This is a genomic window from Prosthecobacter sp. Pr1 (genome assembly GCF_057652315.1).
This window is the reverse complement of record NZ_JBYFBS010000003.1, coordinates 423,992-446,875: the sequence shown is the minus strand read 5'-3', so window position 1 is coordinate 446,875 and position 22,884 is coordinate 423,992. Positions and strand designations below refer to the sequence as shown.

Here is a 22,884-nt window from a genome sequence, read left to right as displayed (position 1 = left end):
GCACTTTATGCGATCCTGAAGGCGCGGCAATCTTGGAGACGAAGGTGATTTGAAAATCGGCCGTGCTGTTCCAAGCAGTTTCAAGCGCGGCGTGGAGATGCCGGCTGCGGGTGCGGATTTGGGAGGGCGTGTGCATGAAGTCCCTCCATCATCAACGCTGACCCGGAGGATGGCCTGGAGGTCCCGAACGTGTGATGGCAAATCCGTCCTGCACCATGTAGCCCTCCGGATTGATCTGCATGAGTTTCTCAAACAGGGGCGCGGCAAGCCGGGCCTGCCCCTGGTTGATCTGCGACCAGCCAAACCAGCTCATGGCAATGGGGTCTCCCGGTTGAAGCTTGTAAGCTCGTTCCAAGTAGACTTCTGCTTTGCGGTAGTCCTGCTGATTGAAGAGAATCTCTCCGGCGACGAGCAGCGTCGGTCGATGGAACTGGTCGATTTTCAGGACTTCACGTGCTGCGCGGAGAACATCCTCGGGTTTGTTCTGTGCCTGATACACATTCATCATGCCGAGATGAGGGGTGAGGGCGCGTGGTTCCTGTTTGGCGGCAGTGGTGTAATACTGGGCGGCCTTGGCGTAGTCCTTGTTGAGATAGGAGAGCCAGCCGGCGCGCACCGCCGCCAGATAAGTCTCACCGCCAGCGCTTTTGAAGGCGAGGACACTCTCGATAGCAGCGGCATAATCATTGTTGGATTCCTCGGTAAGAGATTTCTGCCAGGCTTCGGCGATGGCGGGGAGCTTGTCGGCGGCGTTCGCAGCGGTGACGCAGGCGAAGGCGAGGATGAGGAGATGTGTTTTCATGGTTGAGAGGAGAGTGGTTTATTCGGCATCGCCGTTAGGCAGAGTGGGCGTGAAGCTGGTTTGCGTGAAGGTGCTGTCGTGAGTTTTGAAATGCGCGGTGAGCTGGGAGAGACCGCGCAAGGGTTCGAGGGTGAAGTCGATCTCATGCGGGAGATCATCCGTGGGATTTACGATGGTGGTGGCGAGATGAAGGCGCTGCGTGGTGGGATGCAGCGAATGGCGGGTGATGACGCGCTGGGTGGGGTGCCCCACATAAGGCGAGAAAACGCCCGCCAATGCCCGACCGTGCTGCTTTGACTGCAAAGCGACACTATCCTCCCAGATCATGCCGCTTTGATAGGCGAATGGCACGGTGAGCATGGCGAACGAAAGGAAGCGCAGGAGCTGCGAATGACCGCTGAGGCTGCTCTGCGTGATCTGCAGGGCGTGCAAACCGAGCACCGCCGTGAGTGATTCTTTGCCACTGCGGAAAAGGTAGCGGCCGGATTCATCCAGTGTGGTGGTGATCGTTTCGAACGAGGTCGATCCCGCTGTGCAAACACGGTAGGTGGCCACGCCAGGGGCAAAATGGGCCAGCGTGCCCAGCACGGTGGTGGAGACTGACGCCGGGGCAATGCGGTCACCCACTTGAGGTACACTGGCAAAGTTCCAGCGCACCCCCTCGGAGGTGCGCGTGAAAAAGTTCGTGAGACAGAAAGGCGTGGTGGGTGCGCCGGTCTCGTTGGTGGCTTGATTGTGCAGATGAAGGTGCGGCACAGGGCTGCGTCCAGAATTGCCGCAGTAGCCCAGGAGGTCGCCTGCACCGACACGCTGGCCGGTTTTCACGACGATGCCGTTCTTCATGAAGTGTGCGAGCTTTACGATGCCGCCGTAATCGAGGCGCAGAATGAGGTGGTTGCCCCAGTTGTTGGCGAAGTTGCAGCCGCCGGGTGCATTGTCGGCCACGCCGTCGATGACGCGGATGATTTCGCCGGTTCCGGGAGCACGCACTTCAAGGCCCTGCGTGTAGTAGCGGCTCAGATCGTCATCCCAGCCGGGAGGGCAGGCGTGGTCAGCAGCATCATGGACTTCAAAATCGAGCGCGTGTTTCCAGTCACCGCGATGGCTGAGCTTGTCGTCAAAGCCCTGGGTCACGGTGACTTCGCGTGCGGTGGGAAGCAGCACATGGGTCTCATTGCGATGCGGAAAGCGAGTGTTTGCGAGAGCCAATGAAGCAGCAGCGGCTTCAGGATTGTCGAAGACGCCTGTGGCAGGCAGCAGCGAACCTGGTTTCTCACGCAGGCGCAGGCAGCAGAGCATGCTCCAGATGGTGAGCAGGTAGGGCAGCGGCAGGTATTCCCAGCCGGAGCCACGCAGAAAATGCTGCACTGCCGCGACGTGCAATGCGGCGACGGCACCGGCAACAAAGGCGAGAGCCAGGCTGCTCCAGGACGGCACGAAATAGATCGCGCCAAGCGCCATGCCAGCGAGCAGGTAGTTGTGCCCGGCAAACCAGCCGAGCCAGTGCAGACCGCAGGCTTCGAGCAGCTTCACGATGAGGACGCCGCCAGCGTAACCTGCGACGGCATTGATCATGGCGACGCGGGACCACACGAGAATCGCCAGTGTTACAGCCATGCCGGCCCACACGTTTGGCAGGAACAGAATCGTGCCCATGCTGCGCAGGAATGCGGTGACTACGAACGGCAGGGCTGGCTCCTCTGGCAATCCCATGTCGAGCAAGGTGGTGGCAGCCGCCCAGTGCGGGAAAAATGTCAGCAGCGTGCCGAAGGCGACGACAAATGCGACGCTGAGCGGCGGCAGACCGGCGCGCAGCGGAAACCAATGCCACAATGCTGCGGAGAGCAGCAGCGTGTAAACCGTGACGACCGCCAGCATGGCCCAGATGGCAGGTGCCGCGAGGAAGGAACCGCGAGTGATCCATGCGACGACGAGAGCGCTCAGGAACACATTGTAGAGAAGCGTGCCGTCCTTTCGCATCGCTGCAGGCAGATGCAGGAGCTTTGCGATGAAGCTCCCGAGCAAACAGGCGCTGACAGCAAAGGCAAAGTAACGCGGCATGAACAGCAGCGTGGCGCACAGCAGCGCACCCGTTTTCCAACTGCTGCAAAGGAAGATGGAACTGGCGGCGCGTGCGACTTCGAGCAGCGGCGTCGTGACTGTTTGAAGATGAGGGCGCAGCGATCTGGTGCAGGCAGCCGCTCTCAGCAGGCTCCTCTTCCATAGAGAAGGCGAATGACCTGAGGCCTCTTCAAGAATGGCCATCACGGGGAGGGTAGATGGGGCTTCTGAGTTCATGGCCGCGATGGGTTGAGCAGATGTTCTGGCACGCGTTCAAGGCGCTGCACGTAATCGAGGTCTTCGCGCTCGCGGATGACATCGACGCGGCCATCCAGACCGATCATGACCACTGCCGGACGATAGGTGATGAACTGCATGCTCTGCGTGATGTTGTAGGCGCCCACGGGATGCATGACGAGGTGATCGCCCGTGGTCATCGCCGGCAGGGAGACCTGCTCACGAATGACGTCGATGTTCATGCACAGGCAGCCGTAGAGTTTGACGGGCTGCTGGGCGCTCTCGCGCTGAGCCTTGGCGGGCTTCACATTGAAGCGATACCAGTTGCCGCTGTAGAGAATGTTGATGCCGGCGTCAATGACATAGGCGGCGCCATTCGACTCTGGCATGTAGGCGGGCGCCTTGGCCGCCTTGCCGGCGAGCGTGATCGGTCCTGAGGCGCCGATTTGCTTCACGGCGACAATGCTGCTGATGAGGTAACCAGCTTCATCGACAAGGGTGCGACCACTTTCCAAGTAGAGACGCGGACGGCGATCACGTGGCAGGGTGTTCAACGCACTGGCGATGGCTTCGGCGTATTTTTCGATCGGCGGGACCACCTGCTCGGCAGGCTGATAGGAGTAGTGCAGCGTGCTGAGCGATGGGAAGCCGCCGCCGAGGTTCAGATAGCGCAAGGACCAGCCGTAGCTCTCACGGCAGCGCTCCATGAGAGTGATGAGCTTCTCCGCAGCGACCTTGTAGGCGTTGGGTTCGAGGATGTAGGTGCCGATGTGCGTGTGCAGCCCCTGCAAACGAAGGCGGCCTTTGCTTTCCGCGATGCGCCGGATCGCACGCCAGGCTTCGCCGTGCTCGACACCAAAGCCAAACTTGCTCCACACGGGCTGAATACCGGCGTCCAGCCAGCAGCGGATGGCGATGTCGACGCTGCGATTTTGCTCCTTCGCGATGGTGTCGAGCAGCAGGAGTTCATCCCAGTTGTCGACCTGAATCATCGCACCTTCGCTGATGGCGAGTTCGAGGCCGGCGCGTGTTTTATGCGGCCCGTTGAAGATGATGTCGCGCCCGGCCACGCCATTGCGGCGTGCTTTTTCATATTCGAACTCGCTCACCACTTCCGCGATGGAGCCTTCGCTGTGAAAGACGCGGCAGATGGCGTTGAGGTAATTCGTTTTATAACTCCAGGCGAAGCGTGTGTTTGGATAGCGGCTTTCGAAGGCTTCACGTGCGCGCTGGATTTTCTCACGCAGCGTGCGCTCGGAGAACACGAAGAGCGGCGAACCGAAGCGTGCGGCGAGATCCGCCACGGGCACACCGTCGATGCGTTCGCAGACGTTGCTGTTGAGGCCATGGGCATGGCGGTTGCGATTGGCGGCGCTGTTCTGGCCGCTGAGATGACGAGTGATCGTCGGCGGGGAATAGGGTTGGAGCGTTTGCATGGGAGGATGCGGTGGAAGGTTGAAAATTAAAGACTGCGGGACGAGGCCGGGTGGGGGATGACTTCGCGTGGCTGACGGAAGAACTGACCGCTCGTGGTGAGAGCGGCGAGATCGCGAATGTCTCCGGTCATGTCGATGGCATGGCGGATGAAGAACTTTCCGGGGCTGGCGTGGCGCAGCGGTTCGCGCGGCTGCCAGCCCAGAGCGAGCTCCAGAGCAGCAGCGGGCAGATTGCAGTTCAGCGTGGAGGGGAAATCACACCAGGCGGGGAAGCGCGGATTGATCTCGATGAGGCAGTACTCGCCTTTGGGGCCTTCGGATTTGACGAACTCGAGTTCGAAGGGGCCGTTCCAGCGCAGTTCGGCGATGAGCGATTGGGCAACGGCATCGAGCTGCGGATCCCGCACCACCATGCCGCCGAAGCCTTTGCCCATGGCAGTGCGGAGCATCTTGCGGACGGAGCAGGAGCCGAGGATGTGACCACGGCCATCGCCCAGACCCACGACGTTGTATTCTTCTCCCAGCACATTTTCCTGCACGAGCACGGGCGCGCCCCATTGCTCCAACATGTGCCAGTAGGCTGCTTCGCGTGCGGCAGGCGTGATGGCGTGCCGGGCCTCATAGTAGCGGCCTTTGACGAAGACGTTGCCGCCGAGGGTCACTGCCGCCTGATGGAGTGAGTTCACATCACTCACGGCGATGGTCTGCGGTGCGCGGCAGTGCGTGCGCTCGCAGAGCTCGGCCAGCTTGGATTTGTCGCGGCATTTGAAGCTTGCGGCAGTTGGCAGGCAGACGTGAATGCCGCGCTCGATAAGTTTTTCGGGGGCATCGACCAGCGGCCCCATCTCTGCATCGAGGCAGGGAATCAAAACATCGAAGCGTTCAATCTCACGGATCGCATCAAGACGCTGCCAGAAGGCTTCTTCACCCGCGCCGGGGTAGGACATGGTGAAGGCGGCGTCCGGGGCGTCCTCTTCGCTGAAGAGACCGCTCTCGAGTGAATCGTAAACAAGGCCGATGATGCGCAGCTCTGGATAAACACGGCGCAGGCTGCGAATGACGGCGGAACCGGGCTGGGGATTCTCACCGCGATGAAGCCCGGTGACGGCGATGACTGGGGAAGCATTCATGGGAGGAAGATGCGTGGTGGGGTGGAACTCAGTTTGATTCCGAGGTCAGGCCGATGTGGACGAGTTCGGCGAGGAAGGATTCCAGATCCCGCTCCGCCGTGCTGCGGGCGACTTCGAAGCGCGAGGTGAGACGCTCCAGGATCTGCGGGCGCGCCATGCCCTCGCTCAAGGCCTGCATGACCATGAGCGCCGTCGGGCTGGCGGTGAAAAACTCGCCGCTGGTGGCGTCAAAACCAAAACCGTCAGCCTGCCAGGTGACGGTTTGAAAATGGAAGGACGCCAGTTCGGCGTGCGGGGCCACAACGGGAGCCGCGACCATGGCAGGCTCCATGGCATGCGGCTGGCCGTTGTGGCGAATCTGAGCGGGAATAGACGCGAGTTTCATGGTGGTGGATGATTGAATCACACCCCATAGAAACCCGGCCGGTTAACGCCACGGCAGGGGCCAAGATGAATATGCGTTTATTTTTGCCGTTACCGGGCAGGAATACGATCAAGCGGCACCTTATTGAAGTGCTCCCGATCCGTCGCATCGAGCCTGATCAGCATTTCCTGCGCCTTTCGGCGCTGGTCCTGCCAGACATGGTCAGGATCTGTTGGCCAGTTCCAAGTGCTGCGCTGCTTGGTTTCCAGCACAAACTCGGCGCTGCCTTCAGAGAGGCTCTTGAAGAGCGCCCTGCGGCTGTCCTCGTTCTTGATCGCTTCTCTGAGCAGTTCGTTATCCTTCACTGTGCCGGCATACTTTTCCCGGATTTCCTGAAGCCGTGCCAGCTGCTGCTGACTTTCAGCCTCCCTGCGCCCGTTGTAGTAGCGGACGCTTGCCCACCACGTGGTGGCGGGGACCAGCAGGGCGGTGATCAACATCACCCCCCTGAATAATTTTGAGGATGTCGTTTTCATGACAAAAAATGAATTCCGTTTTTTGTGCCCTGCAAGCCCTGCTTTGAGTGGATCATGCCCGCTGTGCTGAGTGGACATCGCCTGCTTTTTCCACGGACAGGATCAGCATCGCGAGATTGCGACCCTGGACTTGAATGTCGATTTTTTCACCCGCAGTGCGGCGCAAGACCGCCCTGCCGAGGGGTGCGTCCTCCGAGATACGGCCGCTGTCAGCATCGGCCTCATATCCGGGCACCACCTGAATGGTGATGTCGAACTCATGGAGCGTCGCCAGTTCATTGAGAGGACGCAGGGTGACGTGATCATAGTGATGTATCGAAAGAGTGTTCATGAAGAGAAGAAGAAAAAGGGGAAAAGCATGGATGGGGAAATGCCTGCCACGAAGGCAGGCGGAAGCGGCTCCTGCCCAGAGTGGCAGGAGCCTTTCCAACGATGACTGCGGCGCTAGACCGTCACTGCCGCGTGGCCTGAAGGGACTGAATGCAGCTTTCAGGATGCGTCCGGAGTACGAAGGATCGCACGGACTCCCGTGCCTCCTCTTCGGTGCGGGCCGCCACTTCATAACTGGCCTCGGTGGAAACCTTGCCGAAGATTTCCTGGCGTTTGAACACACAGGTGACCAGCCATGTGGGCCGCTCATAGCGAAGAGCGCTGCCAACGCGCACGGGTTTGTCATCCTGGTTGATAAGTCGTTCCAATAGTTTCATAAAAAGAGTGTTTGAGATGTGTCTGAACAAGGGAAAAGCCTGGCTGACGCATGTGCGCGCAGACAGGCAGCACACCGCACCGTGTGTGTGGTAAACACCGTGATGCATGCGCCGGAGCGATAACCAGAGTGAAGCCTGCACGTCAGGCAGACGCGGGCTGGAGATGAATGGGCGCAGGCTCTGGTACCTGCTGGGTGCGCGGGCAATCCCAAATCAGGGGCTGCCCGCTTAAGCTCGGCTTGCCGCCAGTCGGTGGCAAAGCGGATGGATCACACTGCTTTCAACCAGGATGGCGAAAGCGATTGGATGGCGTGAGTTCGGCTTCACAAATATAACATACGTCCCAAACCTCGAAAAGGCAACCCTAAGTGGACTGCAGACTTCCAGAATCCCTGCATCATCCCGAAGGGTGATGTTGACGTCATCCAGTGGTGAGCGTAGCCATCGCCCCCTATGAGCACCACACGCAAACAGGGCATTTCGCTGATCACAGCCACGGCGGTGGTGGTGGCAAACATGATCGGCACCGGAGTCTTCACTTCGCTGGGCTTTCAAGTAGGTTCCCTGCCCTCGGGATTTGTCCTTCTGATGCTGTGGGTCGTGGGTGGTGTGTGCGCCTTTTGCGGCGCCGTGTGCTATGGAGAGCTGGCGGCGGCACTGCCACGCTCTGGTGGTGAATACCATTTTCTCTCGAAGATTTTTCATCCTGCCGTGGGGTTTCTTTCCGGCTGGCTTTCGGTGACGGTGGGCTTTGCGGCCCCTATCGCGCTGGCGGCCATGGCCTTTGGCAAATACTTCTCCGGCATCTTTCCCCACGCACCCGCGACGACCTGGTCCCTCGTGATGGTCTGGATCGTGACCTTGATTCACGTGGGCGGCATCCATATGGCCGCCAAGTTTCAAAACACCGCCACGTGGCTGAAGGTCACGCTGATCTTCGTCTTCATCGGTGCTGGTTTTTGGTTTGGCAAAGCCCAGCCGGTGCACTTTCTGCCCGTGTCCGGTGATTTGAATTTGATGGGCAGCACACCCTTCGCGGTCAGCCTCGTCTATGTGATGTATGCCTATGCCGGCTGGAATGCCGCCACTTACATCGTCGGTGACATCCGCGACCCGCAGAAGAACGTGCCGCTGGCAATCGCGCTGGGCACGCTGCTTGTCGCGGGGTTGTATCTCGCGCTCAACGCGGTGTTTCTTCATGTGGCTCCCATGAGCGAGCTGAATGGCAAACTGGATGTCGGCCACATCGCTGCGGTCCACATCTTCGGCGAGACCGGCGGCAAGATCATGTCGGGGCTGATCTGCCTGGGCCTCGTTTCCAGCATCAGTGCCATGACCTGGGTGGGACCGCGGGTGATGAAGACGATGGGGCAGGACTTGCGCATCCTCGCTCCGCTGGCGGTGAGCGATGATCGTGGCGTGCCGGTGACCGGTTTGTTTGTGCAGCTTTCCATCGTCGTGACGCTGCTGCTCACCGCCAGTTTTGAAACGGTGCTCACCTGCGTGCAGTTTAGCATTCAGCTCGGCTCGTTTGCCACGGTGGTGGGCTTGATCGTGCTGCGCATCCGGCAGCCTGACCTGCCGCGGCCCTACCGCTGCTGGGGCTATCCGGTGACGCCGATCCTGTTTCTCGGCATCAGCCTGTGGATGATGGTGTTCGTTGCGAAGAAACATCCGGACGAAACACTGGCCGGCATGGCGTTAATTTTGCTGGGTTGGATCATTTATTTCATCTCACCGCGTACTCCACGCACCCCATGAAAAAAACAATCGTTCTACTGCTTGTTCTGGCTCAAGCCGCCTTCGCAGAACCGCCCACGCCCAATGAGCAGGCGCGCTTCCTCGCCGGCATGCCGCAGGAAGGCTCCTCTCTATCAGGACTGGCACAGCGTGGTGAATTCAATTCCCATGCCAAAGAACTCGATGCCACCTGGGCGGATGCGGAGGAGCGACAGCTGGGCCCGATCCGCGCCTGGGCACCGCTGGGCCTGCCGGAGGCTGTCGGCGACACCTCGCCGCTGCTTTATGTTTTCAGCGGTCCCGATTTTCTGCATGCGTACACGTTTTTCCCGAATGCCTCCGCCTACGTACTGGCCGCAGTGGAACCCGTGGGCCTGCCGCCCGATGTGACAAAACTCAGCGAAGGTGAGCTCGGCTCATCGCTGCGCAATCTGCGCAACACGCTCAATGCCTCACTGAGCTTCAGCTTCTTCATCACGGCGGACATGAAGAAGGATCTGCAGGCCACCAAGCTCACGGGCACGCTGCCGGTGCTGTACGTCTTCCTGGCACGCTGCGGCTGCCACATCCAAAAAGTGGAAAACATCTGGCTGGATGCCGAAGGAAAAATCCTGACCGACAAGGAAACCAAAACTCCCGGGGCACGCATCACCTTCCTCGGTGCGCAGGGCAAGCAGCAGACGCTGTACTATTTCTCCACAAACATCGCGAGCTGGGCGCTCAAGCAGGACGCCTCCTTCCTGCGCTTCTGCGACGGACTCGGTGTCATGAACGGCTTCACCAAGTCCGCCTCCTACCTTATGCACATGAGTGAGTTTCACACCATCCGTGACTACCTCCTCACTCATTGCCATACCATGACGCAGGATGACTCGGGCATCATGTGGAAGGACTTCCCGCGTGAATCCTGGGACGTGAAAGCCTACGGCTGGTATCCGGGACCAATCCCCCTCTTCAAACAGCACTATCAGCCCGACCTCGCCGAATACTATCGCACCACCGAAGTCCCCGTGCTCCCGTTTGGCATCGGCTACCAATGGCGGCCCGGGCAAAGTACGCTGATTTATGGCGTGTCCAAGATGATGGTGCGCAAGGCGATCCCGGTGGTGGAGGAGAAGCCCGCCGCAACCAGTCCGATCCCTGCCCAACCCGGGAGCGCTCAATCATCCGTCACACCCGCACCTCAGCCGGGCACCCCACCATCTGCCATCCCCGTCCAGAGCGCACCTCAGCAGAGATGATTCGGCTTTAAGGCGTCTTTGAAAACAAGAGCTTCAGCATCTCAGCATCGTTCGGTTTCGAATCCTTCGCCAGACGCACGATGACGAGCTTCATTGATGGAACGATGTACAACCGCTGGCCGTAGGAGCCGATGCAGGCGATGAGGTCGGAGGGTGCGGAGCGGGAGAGGCAGGCGTTGCGCCAGGACTGCTGCTGCCATTTTTTGTCGAGCATGGCCTCCGCATCCACCTCACGGGCGGATTTGGATGCAGCCGCATGATTGTTCCAGAAGCCGAAGGCAAAGGCGGCGTTGGCGCTGCTGCCCTGGAGTTTCATCAGCGTTTCCTCGTGCTTGAGCATCCATGTGCCAAGCTCCGACCACTGGCGCGCGGTCTGCATGAAGCCGGCGGCGAGCAGCGGCGCTCCATGCTGATCCGGCAGGTAGCGCTGCGAGCCGAGGCCGAGCGGGCCGAGCACCTTGCGCTCCAGGTAGCGCGTGGGCGTCTGTTTCCGCTGCAGCTTGCGCGCAAGCAGCTCGTGAAAGACCTGCAAAGCAGCGGGGCCGTAGATGAACGACCTGCCCGGTGCCGCCACCGCTCCGGCCTTCAACGCGGCGGTGGTACGGTCTTTGAACGAGTTTTCGTGCAGTCCAAACATCGGCTCCAGTCCATGGCTGAAATCGAGCAACTGGCGCACGGTGATGTTTTTCTTGCGCGGGTCCTTCTGCCATTCGGTGATGGTGTCTGCCACGCGCTCATCCATGGAAAACAGCCCATCCTTCTCCGCTGCAAAAGCGGTGAGGCCCCAAAACGCCTTCGTGCCGCTGTAGATGCGGTGCGGTTCGTGCTTTGTGTGGCCGTTTGTGTAGGACTCGAAAAGAGTTTTGCCGTTCTGCTTGATCAGCAGGGCATGGCCGCCGTGCGCAGCAGAATGGGCCGCCGCCGCCTGGATGCTCTGCACTGGCAGCGTCTCCGCCGCTGGCGAGAACGTGAAAAAATGCAGAAATGCCAGCAGAGGCCTCATAGGAGATGAGTAACAGAAAAATGACGAATGACTAAACCCGAATGACAAAATAAACCCAGATGCCAAGCCAGCGTCCAGCTTGATCTTTGGGCCATTCGGACTTCGTCATTCCTTCGACCTTCGGACTTACTCATTCTTCATTTCAACAGGTGCTGGTGGACAAGCATCCATCTCATCGCATCGTCCGCCGCATGCGCATTCTCCTCGTCGAAGACCAGGCCAAACTGCTTTCCTTTGCCAAGAAGGGGCTGGAGGAGCAGGGCATTCAGGTGGACGCCATCAGTGATGGTGATGAAGCCTGGGAAATGGCCACGACGGTACCTTACGACGCTCTGGTACTCGACATCATGGTACCGGGTCGCGACGGCCTGAGCATCCTGCGCGGCCTGCGGGAAAAGCGCAACAACGTGCCGGTCATCCTGCTCACCGCGCGCTCCACGCTTCCTGAAAAAATCGAAGGTCTGAACCTCGGCGCGGATGATTACATGACGAAGCCCTTCTTCGTGGAGGAACTGGCCGCACGCCTGCACACCGTGGTGCGCCGCAAGGCAGGGGATTCCAGTCATCTGCTGCGTGTGGATGATCTCTGCATCAACCTCCTTGAGCGCAAAGTCAGCCGCGCCGGTGCGGACATTGAGCTGAGCACGCGCGAGTTTGAACTGCTGGAGCACCTCATGCGCAGCCCGGGACGCGTTTTTGGCCGCATGCAGATCTATGAGCATGTCTGGGGCTACAACATGGACCCCGAGACCAATCTCGTGGAGGTGTACATCCAGCGCCTGCGCGCCAAAATCGACAAGGATCACGATAAAAAGCTCATCCGCACCGTGCGTGGCGTGGGTTATGCGCTCGGTGGTGGTTGACGCCCTTCATCCCATGATTGCCAATCTCTGCAGTCTGGCTCTAAATTGCCCCACATGAGCGTTGCGAGTACTTCCGGCACGGCACCCCAAGGTGGAACCTTCCGCCACGGTCTCATGCTCGCCGTTGCGATCGCTTTTCTCTCCGTTATCGGGCTCGTGCTGCCGCATGGCGACAGCGGGGAAGCATTTCGTGACTGGTTCATGGCGCATGCCGTCTTTCGACCGCTCATCATGGCCTTGTGGGCCGTGGTGATCATCGAAGGCATCGCGGGATTGTTTGTCACGAATGATCCCTGGCCTGCCCGCCTCAGACGCCTGCTGCTCACCTCTCTGTTGCCTCCGCTGCGCATGATCACCGCCAGCAGCAAGCCGCACGGCTGGCTCTGGCTGCCCGGCATCGGCTGGAAGCCAGTGGGCGAGGAAACATCTGAACAACTCGAGCAAAAGCTGGCCCTGCCGATGGTCATTCTCACGTTGCTGGTGCTGCCAGTTCTGGGCGCCGAACTCACCGGCGGCGAAACTTTGGACAATCATCCGCGCATGGCGCTGGCGACGCATCTGACCACCTGCGTCATCTGGATCGGCTTCACCATGGAGTTTCTGTGGATGGTCGCGTCGGCTCCCAACAAGCTGGCCTACTGCCTCAAAAACTGGATCAATCTCGTCATCATCCTGCTGCCGCTCGTCGCCTTCCTGCGGGTGCTGAATCTCTTCCGTTTCACCCGCATGCTGCGCGCCGGCAAGCTGCTGAGAGCCTACCGCCTCCGGGGGCTGTGGACGCGGCTCTGGCGGCTGGCGCTGCTGTTCAATCTCCTCGACCGCCTCCAGCAGCGGGACCCTGCCAAGTACTGCGCGTCTTTGGAAAAGAAGATTGCTGATCTGGAGGAAGAACTGGCCAAACTGCACGCCAAGCTCGCGGAACAACGCGCGAAGGCAGAAGCGGTCACCCAGCCAGCAGATGGGATTCAAGGAACCAGCCAAGGCTAGGCTCGCTCTAAAGTCACGCTCACTGACCCAAGCTCAAATATTCGCGCACGGTGTGGTTCATCGCCCGGCGCGCAGGCGGGAAGCACTGCGCCACTTTTTCGAACGTCTCCTCCATGGCAAACTCGTCTGCCAGCACGTGCTTGCGGGCGGCATCGAGGTGACTCACCACCACCTGCTCGTAGTAGTCCACATCCGGTGCGCCGCGCCTGGCGGCACGACGGTGCAAGAAGTCAGGATACAAGCAGGTCAGCACCAGGAACTGGTTCGCGCACTGCACATGCAGGAAGAACTTGTGATGCCGGCTGGCGTTCTCGATCGCCTCCAGGTAATCGACACTGTAAAGGCTGTCGATGCTGTGATTGATGTCCTCCGGCCCCTTTGTAGGCGAGCAACCGAAGTCCGCACACACCACGGCCATGTAGTCGGCCACCGCCATTTCCTTGATGCCAAACTCCTTCAGTGAATGGCGCACGACGAGGAAGAAAAACAACTCCGGCGAGAGCATCGCCGCCTTGCGTGATATGACCGCCGCATCGAAGAGCTTGTCGTTGTCGAGGATGATCGGGACCGCGTCCGGATCGTCCATCATCGCCTTGAAGCCCTCCTTGCCGCGCTCGGTCAGCGCCAGGGTGTCTCGAATGAAATTCCAATCCGTTGGGGTGAAACGGAACCAGCAGCCCGGGCGAGGAAAGCGCGTCATGGAGATTAATTGTGAACTGTCAGCTATCTTAAGCATAACGAATGCCAGTTAAGTTAAAGCTTTGGACGACGCTCTTTGCCGCTTTGTTCAAATGCATCATGACAACCTTATAAAAGGCTTTGGCGCACCCTCGCTTCGTGCTAAGCACGGTCATGCCCAGAACCGACGGCCGCACTCCCGACCAACTCCGCAAAATCGAATATGTCCTCGACGTCGCCCCGCACGCCGCGGGCTCCGTACTCATCGCCTTTGGCAACACCCGTGTCATCTGCACCGCCTGCATCAATGAAGAGGTGCCACGCTGGATGAAGGTGCAAAACGTCAAGGGTGGCTGGCTCACCGCCGAGTACTCCATGCTCCCCTACTCCACGCTGGAGCGTAAAGACCGCGAAAGCTCACGTGGCAGACCCGATGGCCGCAGCACGGAAATCCAGCGTCTCATCGGCCGCAGCCTGCGCGCCGTCGTTGACCTTGAAAAACTCGGCCAGCGCACTCTCTGCGTGGACTGTGACGTGCTGCAGGCCGATGGCGGCACCCGCACCGCCGCCATCACCGGCGCCTGCATCGCCGTCTCCATCGCTTTCAACCGCCTGCTCGAAAAGGGCAAGATCACCCGCCAGCCGCTCAAGAAGAAGATCGCCGCCGTCAGCGTGGGTATCGTCAACGGAGAAACTCTCCTCGACCTCTGCTACAAGGAAGACGCCGCCGCTGATGTGGACAGCAACATCGTCCTTACTGAAGACGGCGAGTTCGTCGAAATCCAGGGAAGCGGCGAAGAAGCCACCTTCACCGAGGCGCAGCTGCATTCCATGCTCGAATACGGTCGCAAAGGCATCAAGGAGCTCATCGCCATTCAGGACGCCGCCATCGCCAGCGCCATGAAACCGGCAGAAGGCAAGGACCTGCAAAAGCTGGCGGAATTCTTCGGCAAACGCTGAGGAAGAGTTGACGGTCGTTTGCAGTTGTTGACCGTAGTTGACGATGGTTTGGCCAAAACCAGCGTCAACAATCGTATAGTACAGTCGACCACCGTAAACTCTGCATGACTGCCCTTCTCCTCGATCCCATCTACCAGCAGCATGACCCGGGGCCGGGGCATCCTGAGAGCGTCAAGCGCCTTGCGGCGATCACGCAGGCGCTGACGGATTCCGGCATCGTTGGCAAAACCCAGGCGATTGCGCCCCGAGTGGCGACGCTGGATGAACTCGCGCTCTGCCATGATCGCGGTTACATCGCCACAGCCAAAAAGGATGTTGAATCGGGCCTTGATGATCTTAGCACCGGAGACACCGCCATCTGCGCCAGATCCTATGATGTGGCGGTTCAGGCTGTCGGCGGCGTCTTGAATGCCGTGGATGCCGTGTTCGCTGGAAAGGCGAAAAACGCGTTCTGCGCTGTGCGACCGCCCGGACACCATGCACGACCTGCCCAGGGCATGGGCTTCTGCCTGTTCAACAACATCGCCATCGCCGCACGTCATGCGCAGCAGAAACATGGCGCGCAAAAAGTCGCCATCGTCGATTGGGATGTGCATCACGGCAACGGCACGCAGGACATCTTCTATGAGGATGGCAGTGTCCTGTTTTGCAGCACGCACCAGAGTCCGCTCTACCCTTTCACCGGACATGCCCATGAAACCGGCAGCGGCAAAGGGAAAGGAACCACGCTGAACCTCCCCTTCCCCGCTCGCACGGGCATGAGCGCCATCGGCGGTGCTTTCACCGACCGTCTGCTGCCCGCCATCGACGCCTTCAAACCGGACCTGATTCTCATTTCCGCCGGCTTCGACTCCCGCATCGACGATCCCCTTGGCCAGTTCCGCCTTACGGATGATGATTTCGTCGCTCTGACCAAGCTCCTGCTCGAATCCGCCCACACCCACTGCCAAAGCCGCCTCGTCTCCATCTTGGAAGGCGGCTACAACATTCAGGGCCTCGCCAGCGCCGTGACGCATCATGTGCAGACGCTGCTTGGGTAAACAAACCCAAGTTTCTGCGGCGTTGACAGTTTATTTACACAAGCCGTCCTTGTCAGGACGCCCGTTTTCTGGTGGCATGTATCAGCATTCCTAAAATCACCTATGTCCAACTCTCCGCTTCCGCAAGACGACGTCGCCGCCATTGATGAGCTTCGAAAAGTTTACGTCCAGCTCTGCGACGAGCTGAAGAAAATCATCGTCGGCCAGGAGAAGGTCGTCGAGCAGCTTGCCATCTGCCTCTTTGCGCGCGGTCATGCACTGCTCATGGGCGTGCCCGGCCTGGCCAAGACGCTGCTCATCTCACGGCTTGCCGAAACGATGTCGCTCAGTTTCAGCCGAATTCAGTTCACCCCCGACTTGATGCCCATGGACATCACCGGCACGGACATCTTGCAGGAGCTTCCCGGCGGCAAACGCGCTTTCGAATTCGCCAAGGGCCCGGTGTTTGCCAACATCGTCCTCGCCGATGAAATCAACCGTGCACCCGCCAAGACGCAGGCGGCGATGCTGGAGGCGATGCAGGAGCACAAAGTCACAGTCGCCGGTCGCACCTACACGCTCGACAGCCCTTTCTTCGTCCTCGCCACGCAGAATCCCATCGAGCAGGAAGGCACCTACCCGCTGCCTGAAGCACAGCTCGACCGCTTCATGTTCATGATCGGTGTCGATTATCCGACTCGCGCGGAAGAGATCGCCATCGCAAGAACCACCACCGGCGCCAGCCTGCCGAAGCTCGAACACATCCTCCACGGCCCGAAGGTCATCGCCTTTCAGGAGCTTGTCCGTCGCGTGCCGGTGCCAGATCATATCTATGAGTTTGCCGTCGATCTTGTGCGCAAGACCCGGCCTGCCAGCAGCGAAGCGCCCGCATGGCTGAAACCTTTGGTCAGCTGGGGTGCCGGTCCGCGTGCTGTGCAGTATTTGATCCTGGGTGCGAAAGCGCGAGCAGCGTTGTACGGAAGCTACATGGTGCGGATGGAGGACATCATGGAAGTCGCGGAGCCGGTGCTACGTCATCGTGTGATGACGACGTTCACGGCGGAGAGCGATGGCATTAGCAGCCGGGATGTGGCGAAGAGATTGGTGGATGAACTGGCGAAGGCTGGGTGATGTTCTTTTCAGAGTCGTTCTCGTTCACCTACTCGACTTCGATCAAATCGCCCCGCATGCCTGCCAGCTTCCAATTCGATCATGAGAAACTCGAAGTGTATCAACACGATCGTGCCAGCATTAGAGGCACGATGAACTCGGCGCCGTCAGCAATGAGGACGAACGGAGGGCACATCGAACATGGCTGAGTCTTCCCGATCATTCTTGGAGCCAGCGGTGCTGAGTCGCCTCATGGCGCTCCCATTGAACGCGCGCCACGCCATGCTCGGCGGCGTGTCCGGCAAGCACCGCAGCCCCGTGCGCGGCTCCTCCCTCGAATTCGCCCAATACCGCAAATACGTCCCTGGCGACGACACGCGCCGTCTCGACTGGCGCACCTGGGGCCGCAGTGACCGCTTCTACATCAAGGAATTCGAGGCCGACACGAACCTGCGTCTCTGCCTGCTCATGGACACCAGCGGCAGCATGAACTACGGCCCCGTCGGCAGCACACGCTTCGACTACGCGCGCAAGCTCGCCGGCACGCTCGGTTACGTGGCCGCGCAGCAGGGCGATGCGGTGGGCCTGTGGAGCCTCGCGGAAAAACCCGTGGAAATCCCCGCCAAACGCGGCGCCTCACATCTCGGACTCGTGCTCGATCAAATGTCCGGCATCCAACCCGTCGGCGGCACCACGCTGCTCACGGCCCTGCATGACGCTGCTGAAAAGATCCGCCAGCGCGCGCTCGTCATCGTCTTCTCTGATCTCTTCGTGCCGCCCGCCGAGCTGAAGTCTGCCATCCAGCACTTGCGCTTCCGCAAGCACGACGTCGCCGTCTTCCATCTGCTCGACCAGCAGGAGCTCGATTTCGACTTCGACCGCCCCGCACGCTTCATCGACATGGAAGGCGGCGAAGCCATCCTCGCCGACCCCAGCCTCATCGCCCGCAACTACCGGGAAGCCGTGCGGCAGTACATGCATGAGATCGACGAACTGGTGCGCACCACCGCCATTGATTACCACCGCGTGAAGCTGCACGAGAAGTATGACGATGTGCTCGCGAAGTTTCTGCTGGCACGTATTCAGAAGAAAGGGGGAAGGTGATGACTGAAAAGAAACCGTCATTCATTTCCCCTCAAGAAATAGCGTTTAAGGCTTTTGAGGCTCTATTGGCGATCAGTTTGTTTATTATTGGCGGATGGACGATGCGCTTCAGCTGGGACGACCCAAACCTTGTGGGTTGGATTCCGAGTGGGGCGCTCCTTCTGATCGGCAGCATGGCTTGCGCATGCCTAATCTGGCGGAGACACGGAACGCAGCGCTCTACCTTGCTTCCTCTCATGTTTGTACAGAGCTCTGCGAGCCTGGCCGAAGGCATTTTGAAGTGGCGGACTAAAGAAGAGGGGGCCCGGTGGCCGATGACATTGTCTATCTTGGTCGTCTTAATGTTAGCATTCATGATTGTGGAGGAAATCCATCGTCGGAAGCAGGCCACAAGAGACGCGGTGTTTGAATCAACCCTCCCTGGCACGGATGATAGAGTGATGGCTGCTCAAGCCCTCGCCCGCGCCCGGCTTGAAGTCGGAAATACAAACAAGTATCTTTTGACCGCCATGGTGCTGATGCTGCTGGCAGGAGTTTCTGGGCTTCTCAGCCTGGCATTCCAGGTGGAGCCCCAGAACTTCTGGCTTCAGCTGCTTATAAGCCTCGGATTTCTCGCCGCTGGCTTTGCTCAATGGAAAGTTCGCCGGCAACTCAAGCACTTGCGAGCCTCCCTCCAAGATCTGGACAGCCCATGACCTTCCTCGCTCCAGCGCTCCTCTTCGCCCTGCCGCTCGCGCTGCTGCCGGTGATCATTCATTTGATCCACCTGTACCGCCGGCGCCAGGTGAAGTGGGCGGCGATGATGTTCCTGCAGATGGCGCAGCGGATGAACAAGGGACTCTCGCGGCTGAGGCAGATTTTGATCCTGGCGTTTCGCGTGCTGGCGGTGGCGGCGATTCTGTTTGTGATCACAAGGCCGATGGCGGGCGGTCTGCTTGGCCTAACGGGAGGCGTGCCGGACACGGTGATTGTGCTGCTGGACCGCTCGGCCAGCATGGAGCAGCAGAACCTTGCCACTGGGACGAGCAAGCGTGCGGCGGGAATCTCAAAGCTAGCGCAGGCTTTGCGTGATACCGTGGGCACACGATCAAAGCTGGTGCTGATCGAAAACGCGCACTTGCAGCCGCAGTTGCTGGAGAAGCCGGAGTCGCTGATCGATCTGCCGCTCACCGGACCTACGGACACCACGGCGGATGTGCCTGCTTTGCTGCAGGGCGCGCTGGATTACATCACCACGAATCAAACCGGCCGCACTGATGTCTGGGTGCTGAGTGATCTGCGCCAAAGCGACTGGGATGCCGGCAGCGGACGCTGGCAGGCACTGCGCAGTGCCTTCGCCACCTTGAAGGGGCTGCGCCTGCATCTGCTGAGCTATGCGCAGCCTGCGGCGCAAAACCTTGCCGTCTCGGTGCAACGTGTCGTGCGCAACGAAACTGCGGGTAAAGCGGAACTGCTGCTCGATTTGCGCGTCACACGGGATGCGTCCTCACGCGAGCCACTGGAACTGCCGCTGCGGTTTGTTATTAATGATGTGAACACCACGATCAAGGTGGAGATGAAGGACTCCCAGCTTGTGCTGCAAGGCCACGCCATTCCCATCGACAAAGCGACCAAACGTGGCTCAGGCCGGGTCGAACTTCCGGCCGATGCTTCGCCTTCCGACAATGTGTACCACTTCGTATTTGATGAACCGGCGGTGCTGCAGTCGGTGATCGTCAGTGATGATGAAGCTGAGGCTGGACCGCTGCAGGCGGCGCTGGAAGCCGCCGCCGATCCCACGCGCAAGTATGCCGCCACAGTGCTGTCTCCGGCGCGTGCAGCGGAGATTGCCTGGGATGATGTCGCGCTCATCATCTGGCATGCGGCTCTGCCAAAGGCGGATGACTTGATCGGCAAACAGCTCACGAATCATCTCAGCTCAGGCCGCAGCATCTTGTTCCTGCCCACGGACTCCGCAAACGCGGAAGCTTTCGGTGGCCTGCACTGGGGCTCATGGAGCAGCGAAAGCAAACCGGCCAGCGTGGAGTGGTGGCGCAATGACACAGGCCTGCTGGCCAACACCCGCAGTGGCACAGCTCTCCCTGTGGGCGATCTGGAAGTAAGCCGCCGCTGCGACATCCTCGGCGAAGGCACGCCGCTGGCCCGTCTCACGGGCAATCTGCCGTTGCTCATGCGCGCCGATATTCCCGGTGATGGCAATGCCTGGTTCCTCGGCACGCTGCCCGGTTCCGGCTCCTCCAGCCTCGCCCGCGATGGCGTGGTGATGTTTGCCATGCTGCATCGCGCGCTGAATGAAGGCGCACGCAGCCTCGGCAAAGCGCAGCAGCGCGAAGCAGGTGCCAGTGCTCTGGGCAGCGGCGATCTGAGTGCGTGGAAACGCCATGGCCAGACCGTGCTGAGCTCCGAGCAGCCACTGCGGGCTGGCATCGTCGAAAACGGCGACAGGCTCGTCGCGCTCAATCGACCGCTGCGGGAAGACCAACCCGAAGCTTTGGGCAAAGCGGCCCTCGCAGAGCTGTTCGCCGGACTCGACTACCACGTCATCGAAGACCAGGTGGAAAATGACGCCAGCCTCGCCAGCGAAATCTGGCGCACTTTCCTCTTCGTGATGGCTCTCGCGCTTCTTGGTGAGGCATTGCTTTGCATGCCGGCCAAGCGTGCCCCCCAAGTTTCTCCTGCCCGATGACACCCACCACCTCACAGCTCGTCTTCAATCCCACGCCGGCCGCCTTCGGTGTCGGGGTGGCGTTTGTCGTGGCGATGGGCGGCCTCGCGTTCATGGCATGGCGGCGCAGCGGCTATCGAGTGATCGTGGGCTGGTTGGAGTTCCTGCGCTTCATCATCGCCATCGGCATCGCGGTCACTCTCTTGCAGCCGGAGTGGCTGGAGACTTTCAAGCCGCAGACGAAGCCGACGCTCGCAGTGCTGCATGATGTCTCAGGCAGCATGACGACCAAGGATGTCATCGACAAGACACAGCCGAATGCGGAGCCAAAGTCGCGTGAAGAGATGGCCAAACCTTTGATCGATGCCAAGCTGTGGGAGCCACTGAAAGAGCGCATGGATGTGGTGATCGAGCCCTTTTCTTCGGCGCAGACACCTCCCACCGAAGGCACTGATATCCACGCGGCGCTGGCCAATGCGCTGGAGAAGCAGCCGAACCTCAAGGCGGTCGTGCTGATCAGCGATGGCGACTGGAACACGGGGGCCGCTCCATCGCAGGCCACCACGCGTCTGCGGATGCGCGAGGTGCCGGTGTTTGCCGTGCCCACGGGTGCGGAGACGCGGCTGCCGGATGTCGAGCTCAGCAGCTTCGACGTGCCGACCTTCGCGGTGGCCGGCAAGCCCCTGCGCATTCCCTTCACCATTGAAAGTTCGTTGCCACGTGATGAAGTCGTGGTGCTGGAGATGAAGTCCTCCAGCGGCGAGATCATCACCAAAGAGGTCACTTTGCCTGCCATGAGCCGCTTTCAGGACGCCATCGCCTGGAAACCGGACAAACCCGGCGAGGTGAAGCTCACCCTCACGATCCCCAAGACATCGAGTGAACGCTACCCTGAAAACAACTCACAGGAGGCACCGCTTTCGATCCGCAAGGAACAGCTCCGAGTGCTGGTGATCGAGTCCTTCCCGCGCTGGGAGTATCGCTACCTGCGCAATGCGCTGGAACGTGATCCGGGCGTGGACGTGAGCTGCCTGCTGCTGCATCCCGGCCTCGGCAAAGTGGGGGATGGGCGCGGTTATTTGAAAGCGTTTCCGAAGGATGAAGAGCTGACGAAATACGACGTGGTGTTTCTCGGCGACGTCGGTCTGGCGAAAGGCCAGCTCACTGCAGACCAATGCATTTCACTGCAAAAGCTGGTGCGTGATCAGGCGGGCGGCCTCGTCTTCATGCCGGGCTTCCATGGTTTCCAATCGACCCTGCAGGACACACCGCTGGCCGAACTCCTGCCGGTGATCTGGGACGCCGCGCAGCCACGCGGCTGGGGATCGTCCTCGCCGGGCAAGTTTGCACTCACCGAAGCAGGCACGCACAGTCTTTTGACCAAGCTCGAAGACAGCGACGAGGCCAGCGCCCGTGTGTGGGGCAATCTGCCGGGCTTTCAGTGGTATGCCCCCGCCCTGCGTGCCAAAGCTGGCAGCGAGGTGCTGGCCACGCACGGCACCGAATCCAATCAGTTTGGCCGCGTGCCGCTGATCGTGACGAAGACCTATGGCGCGGGCAAAATCCTCTTCATGGGCACCGACGGCGCGTGGCGCTGGCGCAAAGGCGTGGAGGACAAATACCACTACCGATTCTGGGGCCAGGTGGTGCGCTGGATGGCCTACCAGCGCAACATGAGCAGCGGCGACAAAATGCGCCTGTTTTACTCCCCCGACCGTCCGCGCACCGGCGATGTGCTGACACTGAACGCGAACGTCGTAAGCCTCACCGGTGAGCCCCTGCGCGACGGTGTTGTGATCGCCCAAATCGCCGCGCCCAGCGGCAAGGTCAGCAGCGTGCGCCTCATGCCCGCCGGGGAAGAAGCCTGGGGGTTGTTCAACGGCGTCTTCAGCCCCGTGGAGCCGGGAGAGCACGTGGTGCAACTCAGTTGCGCGGAGGCAGGCTCGACGCTGGAAACGAAGATTTCGATCCAAGGCACCAGCCGGGAAAAACGCGGTCAGCCAGCGCGGCTCGACGTGATGCGTGAGATCTCCCGGTTCACCAAAGGCGAAGTGCTCGATGCCAGCAACCCCGCCGCCATCCTCGCTGCGATCTCCGCCATGCCGGAGCCGGCGGTGCAGGAGCGCCGGCTGCAAATCTGGTCGCATCCCGCCTGGGCGGGGCTGCTGGTGCTGCTGATGAGCCTTTTCTGGGTCGGAAGAAAGGCCGCCGGGACGTTCTAAACACCCAATCAAAAGCTCG

21 protein-coding genes are annotated in these 22,884 nt (G+C 60.2%); 11 read left to right on the top strand and 10 right to left on the bottom strand.

Annotated features, from left to right (window positions below; translation table 11 throughout):
• Nucleotides 1-151 precede the first annotated feature (151 nt).
• From AC24GY_RS07155 to AC24GY_RS07120, 8 genes are all read right to left on the bottom strand, one after another.
• A complete protein-coding gene (locus tag AC24GY_RS07155; protein ID WP_487681546.1) occupies nt 152-802 on the bottom strand; it encodes a tetratricopeptide repeat protein in 651 nt (216 codons plus the stop codon).
• A gap of 18 nt (nt 803-820) precedes the next feature.
• Entirely contained in the window at nt 821-3,100 is a 2,280-nt protein-coding gene (locus tag AC24GY_RS07150) for an urea transporter (protein WP_487681544.1), read from the bottom strand.
• Nucleotides 3,097-4,536, bottom strand: coding sequence for a diaminopimelate decarboxylase (locus tag AC24GY_RS07145; protein WP_487681543.1), 1,440 nt, complete (start codon nt 4,534-4,536; stop codon nt 3,097-3,099). The genes AC24GY_RS07150 and AC24GY_RS07145 overlap by 4 nt, the downstream gene beginning before the upstream one ends.
• 26 nt (nt 4,537-4,562) lie before the next feature.
• Entirely contained in the window at nt 4,563-5,666 is a 1,104-nt protein-coding gene (locus AC24GY_RS07140; protein WP_487681541.1) for an ATP-grasp domain-containing protein, read from the bottom strand.
• Nucleotides 5,667-5,694: 28 nt separating this feature from the next.
• Complete coding sequence (locus tag AC24GY_RS07135; protein ID WP_487681539.1) at nt 5,695-6,051, bottom strand: PqqD family protein; 357 nt, start codon at nt 6,049-6,051, stop codon at nt 5,695-5,697.
• Nucleotides 6,052-6,140: 89 nt separating this feature from the next.
• Nucleotides 6,141-6,566, bottom strand: coding sequence for a hypothetical protein (locus AC24GY_RS07130; protein WP_487681537.1), 426 nt, complete (start codon nt 6,564-6,566; stop codon nt 6,141-6,143).
• A gap of 52 nt (nt 6,567-6,618) precedes the next feature.
• On the bottom strand, nt 6,619-6,897 hold the full coding sequence (locus AC24GY_RS07125) for a GreA/GreB family elongation factor (RefSeq protein WP_487681535.1): 279 nt from the start codon (nt 6,895-6,897) through the stop codon (nt 6,619-6,621).
• 121 nt (nt 6,898-7,018) lie between these two features.
• Nucleotides 7,019-7,273, bottom strand: a complete 255-nt coding sequence (locus tag AC24GY_RS07120; RefSeq protein WP_487681533.1) for a hypothetical protein — start codon at nt 7,271-7,273, stop codon at nt 7,019-7,021.
• Between the two features lie 453 nt (nt 7,274-7,726).
• Between AC24GY_RS07120 and AC24GY_RS07115 the strand changes: the two genes are divergently transcribed.
• Nucleotides 7,727-9,034, top strand: coding sequence for an APC family permease (locus AC24GY_RS07115; RefSeq protein ID WP_487681531.1), 1,308 nt, complete (start codon nt 7,727-7,729; stop codon nt 9,032-9,034).
• Entirely contained in the window at nt 9,031-10,254 is a 1,224-nt protein-coding gene (locus AC24GY_RS07110) for a hypothetical protein (RefSeq protein WP_487681529.1), read from the top strand. Before AC24GY_RS07115 ends, AC24GY_RS07110 begins: the two co-directional genes overlap by 4 nt.
• Before the next feature lie 7 nt (nt 10,255-10,261).
• Here AC24GY_RS07110 and AC24GY_RS07105 read toward each other — a convergent pair whose 3' ends face one another.
• Nucleotides 10,262-11,257 (bottom strand): serine hydrolase domain-containing protein, encoded by a 996-nt coding sequence (locus AC24GY_RS07105; protein WP_487681527.1) that lies wholly within the window; start codon nt 11,255-11,257, stop codon nt 10,262-10,264.
• Nucleotides 11,258-11,448: 191 nt separating this feature from the next.
• On the opposite strand from AC24GY_RS07105, the gene AC24GY_RS07100 reads away from it, so the two are divergent.
• Together AC24GY_RS07100 and AC24GY_RS07095 are read left to right on the top strand one after the other, a co-directional pair.
• Complete coding sequence (locus AC24GY_RS07100; protein WP_397381825.1) at nt 11,449-12,120, top strand: response regulator transcription factor; 672 nt, start codon at nt 11,449-11,451, stop codon at nt 12,118-12,120.
• Between the two features lie 54 nt (nt 12,121-12,174).
• The gene (locus AC24GY_RS07095) at nt 12,175-13,107 is read left to right on the top strand and encodes a potassium channel protein - like protein (protein WP_487681525.1); all 933 of its coding nucleotides are present in this window, start codon (nt 12,175-12,177) and stop codon (nt 13,105-13,107) included.
• A 19-nt stretch (nt 13,108-13,126) separates the two neighbouring features.
• Here AC24GY_RS07095 and AC24GY_RS07090 read toward each other — a convergent pair whose 3' ends face one another.
• Nucleotides 13,127-13,807, bottom strand: coding sequence for a hypothetical protein (locus AC24GY_RS07090; protein WP_397381823.1), 681 nt, complete (start codon nt 13,805-13,807; stop codon nt 13,127-13,129).
• 152 nt (nt 13,808-13,959) lie between these two features.
• On the opposite strand from AC24GY_RS07090, the gene rph reads away from it, so the two are divergent.
• The 7 genes from rph (at nt 13,960) to AC24GY_RS07055 (ending at nt 22,865) form a co-directional block, all read left to right on the top strand.
• Nucleotides 13,960-14,745, top strand: coding sequence for a ribonuclease PH (rph, locus tag AC24GY_RS07085; RefSeq protein WP_487681522.1), 786 nt, complete (start codon nt 13,960-13,962; stop codon nt 14,743-14,745).
• Nucleotides 14,746-14,849: 104 nt separating this feature from the next.
• Nucleotides 14,850-15,785, top strand: a complete 936-nt coding sequence (locus AC24GY_RS07080; protein WP_487681520.1) for a histone deacetylase family protein — start codon at nt 14,850-14,852, stop codon at nt 15,783-15,785.
• Nucleotides 15,786-15,887: 102 nt separating this feature from the next.
• The gene (locus tag AC24GY_RS07075; protein WP_487681518.1) at nt 15,888-16,895 is read left to right on the top strand and encodes an AAA family ATPase; all 1,008 of its coding nucleotides are present in this window, start codon (nt 15,888-15,890) and stop codon (nt 16,893-16,895) included.
• A 231-nt stretch (nt 16,896-17,126) separates the two neighbouring features.
• Nucleotides 17,127-17,978 (top strand): DUF58 domain-containing protein, encoded by an 852-nt coding sequence (locus AC24GY_RS07070; RefSeq protein ID WP_487681516.1) that lies wholly within the window; start codon nt 17,127-17,129, stop codon nt 17,976-17,978.
• Nucleotides 17,978-18,673: a hypothetical protein gene (locus AC24GY_RS07065; RefSeq protein WP_487681514.1), complete on the top strand. Its 696-nt coding sequence runs from the start codon at nt 17,978-17,980 to the stop codon at nt 18,671-18,673. The genes AC24GY_RS07070 and AC24GY_RS07065 overlap by 1 nt, the downstream gene beginning before the upstream one ends.
• On the top strand, nt 18,670-20,664 hold the full coding sequence (locus AC24GY_RS07060; protein WP_487681512.1) for a BatA domain-containing protein: 1,995 nt from the start codon (nt 18,670-18,672) through the stop codon (nt 20,662-20,664). Before AC24GY_RS07065 ends, AC24GY_RS07060 begins: the two co-directional genes overlap by 4 nt.
• Entirely contained in the window at nt 20,661-22,865 is a 2,205-nt protein-coding gene (locus AC24GY_RS07055; protein WP_487681510.1) for a hypothetical protein, read from the top strand. Before AC24GY_RS07060 ends, AC24GY_RS07055 begins: the two co-directional genes overlap by 4 nt.
• Nucleotides 22,866-22,884 lie beyond the last annotated feature (19 nt).

Excerpts from the sequence above, each read along its gene's own strand:
- AC24GY_RS07155 (WP_487681546.1), bottom strand. The coding sequence starts at position 802 with ATGAAAACACATCTCCTCATCCTCGCCTTCGCCTGCGTCACCGCTGCG.
- AC24GY_RS07150 (WP_487681544.1), bottom strand. The coding sequence starts at position 3,100 with ATGAACTCAGAAGCCCCATCTACCCTCCCCGTGATGGCCATTCTTGAA.
- AC24GY_RS07145 (WP_487681543.1), bottom strand. The coding sequence starts at position 4,536 with ATGCAAACGCTCCAACCCTATTCCCCGCCGACGATCACTCGTCATCTC.
- AC24GY_RS07140 (WP_487681541.1), bottom strand. The coding sequence starts at position 5,666 with ATGAATGCTTCCCCAGTCATCGCCGTCACCGGGCTTCATCGCGGTGAG.
- AC24GY_RS07135 (WP_487681539.1), bottom strand. The coding sequence starts at position 6,051 with ATGAAACTCGCGTCTATTCCCGCTCAGATTCGCCACAACGGCCAGCCG.
- AC24GY_RS07130 (WP_487681537.1), bottom strand. The coding sequence starts at position 6,566 with ATGAAAACGACATCCTCAAAATTATTCAGGGGGGTGATGTTGATCACC.
- AC24GY_RS07125 (WP_487681535.1), bottom strand. The coding sequence starts at position 6,897 with ATGAACACTCTTTCGATACATCACTATGATCACGTCACCCTGCGTCCT.
- AC24GY_RS07120 (WP_487681533.1), bottom strand. The coding sequence starts at position 7,273 with ATGAAACTATTGGAACGACTTATCAACCAGGATGACAAACCCGTGCGC.
- AC24GY_RS07115 (WP_487681531.1), top strand. The coding sequence starts at position 7,727 with ATGAGCACCACACGCAAACAGGGCATTTCGCTGATCACAGCCACGGCG.
- AC24GY_RS07110 (WP_487681529.1), top strand. The coding sequence starts at position 9,031 with ATGAAAAAAACAATCGTTCTACTGCTTGTTCTGGCTCAAGCCGCCTTC.
- AC24GY_RS07105 (WP_487681527.1), bottom strand. The coding sequence starts at position 11,257 with ATGAGGCCTCTGCTGGCATTTCTGCATTTTTTCACGTTCTCGCCAGCG.
- AC24GY_RS07100 (WP_397381825.1), top strand. The coding sequence starts at position 11,449 with ATGCGCATTCTCCTCGTCGAAGACCAGGCCAAACTGCTTTCCTTTGCC.
- AC24GY_RS07095 (WP_487681525.1), top strand. The coding sequence starts at position 12,175 with ATGAGCGTTGCGAGTACTTCCGGCACGGCACCCCAAGGTGGAACCTTC.
- AC24GY_RS07090 (WP_397381823.1), bottom strand. The coding sequence starts at position 13,807 with ATGACGCGCTTTCCTCGCCCGGGCTGCTGGTTCCGTTTCACCCCAACG.
- rph (WP_487681522.1), top strand. The coding sequence starts at position 13,960 with ATGCCCAGAACCGACGGCCGCACTCCCGACCAACTCCGCAAAATCGAA.
- AC24GY_RS07080 (WP_487681520.1), top strand. The coding sequence starts at position 14,850 with ATGACTGCCCTTCTCCTCGATCCCATCTACCAGCAGCATGACCCGGGG.
- AC24GY_RS07075 (WP_487681518.1), top strand. The coding sequence starts at position 15,888 with ATGTCCAACTCTCCGCTTCCGCAAGACGACGTCGCCGCCATTGATGAG.
- AC24GY_RS07070 (WP_487681516.1), top strand. The coding sequence starts at position 17,127 with ATGGCGCTCCCATTGAACGCGCGCCACGCCATGCTCGGCGGCGTGTCC.
- AC24GY_RS07065 (WP_487681514.1), top strand. The coding sequence starts at position 17,978 with ATGACTGAAAAGAAACCGTCATTCATTTCCCCTCAAGAAATAGCGTTT.
- AC24GY_RS07060 (WP_487681512.1), top strand. The coding sequence starts at position 18,670 with ATGACCTTCCTCGCTCCAGCGCTCCTCTTCGCCCTGCCGCTCGCGCTG.
- AC24GY_RS07055 (WP_487681510.1), top strand. The coding sequence starts at position 20,661 with ATGACACCCACCACCTCACAGCTCGTCTTCAATCCCACGCCGGCCGCC.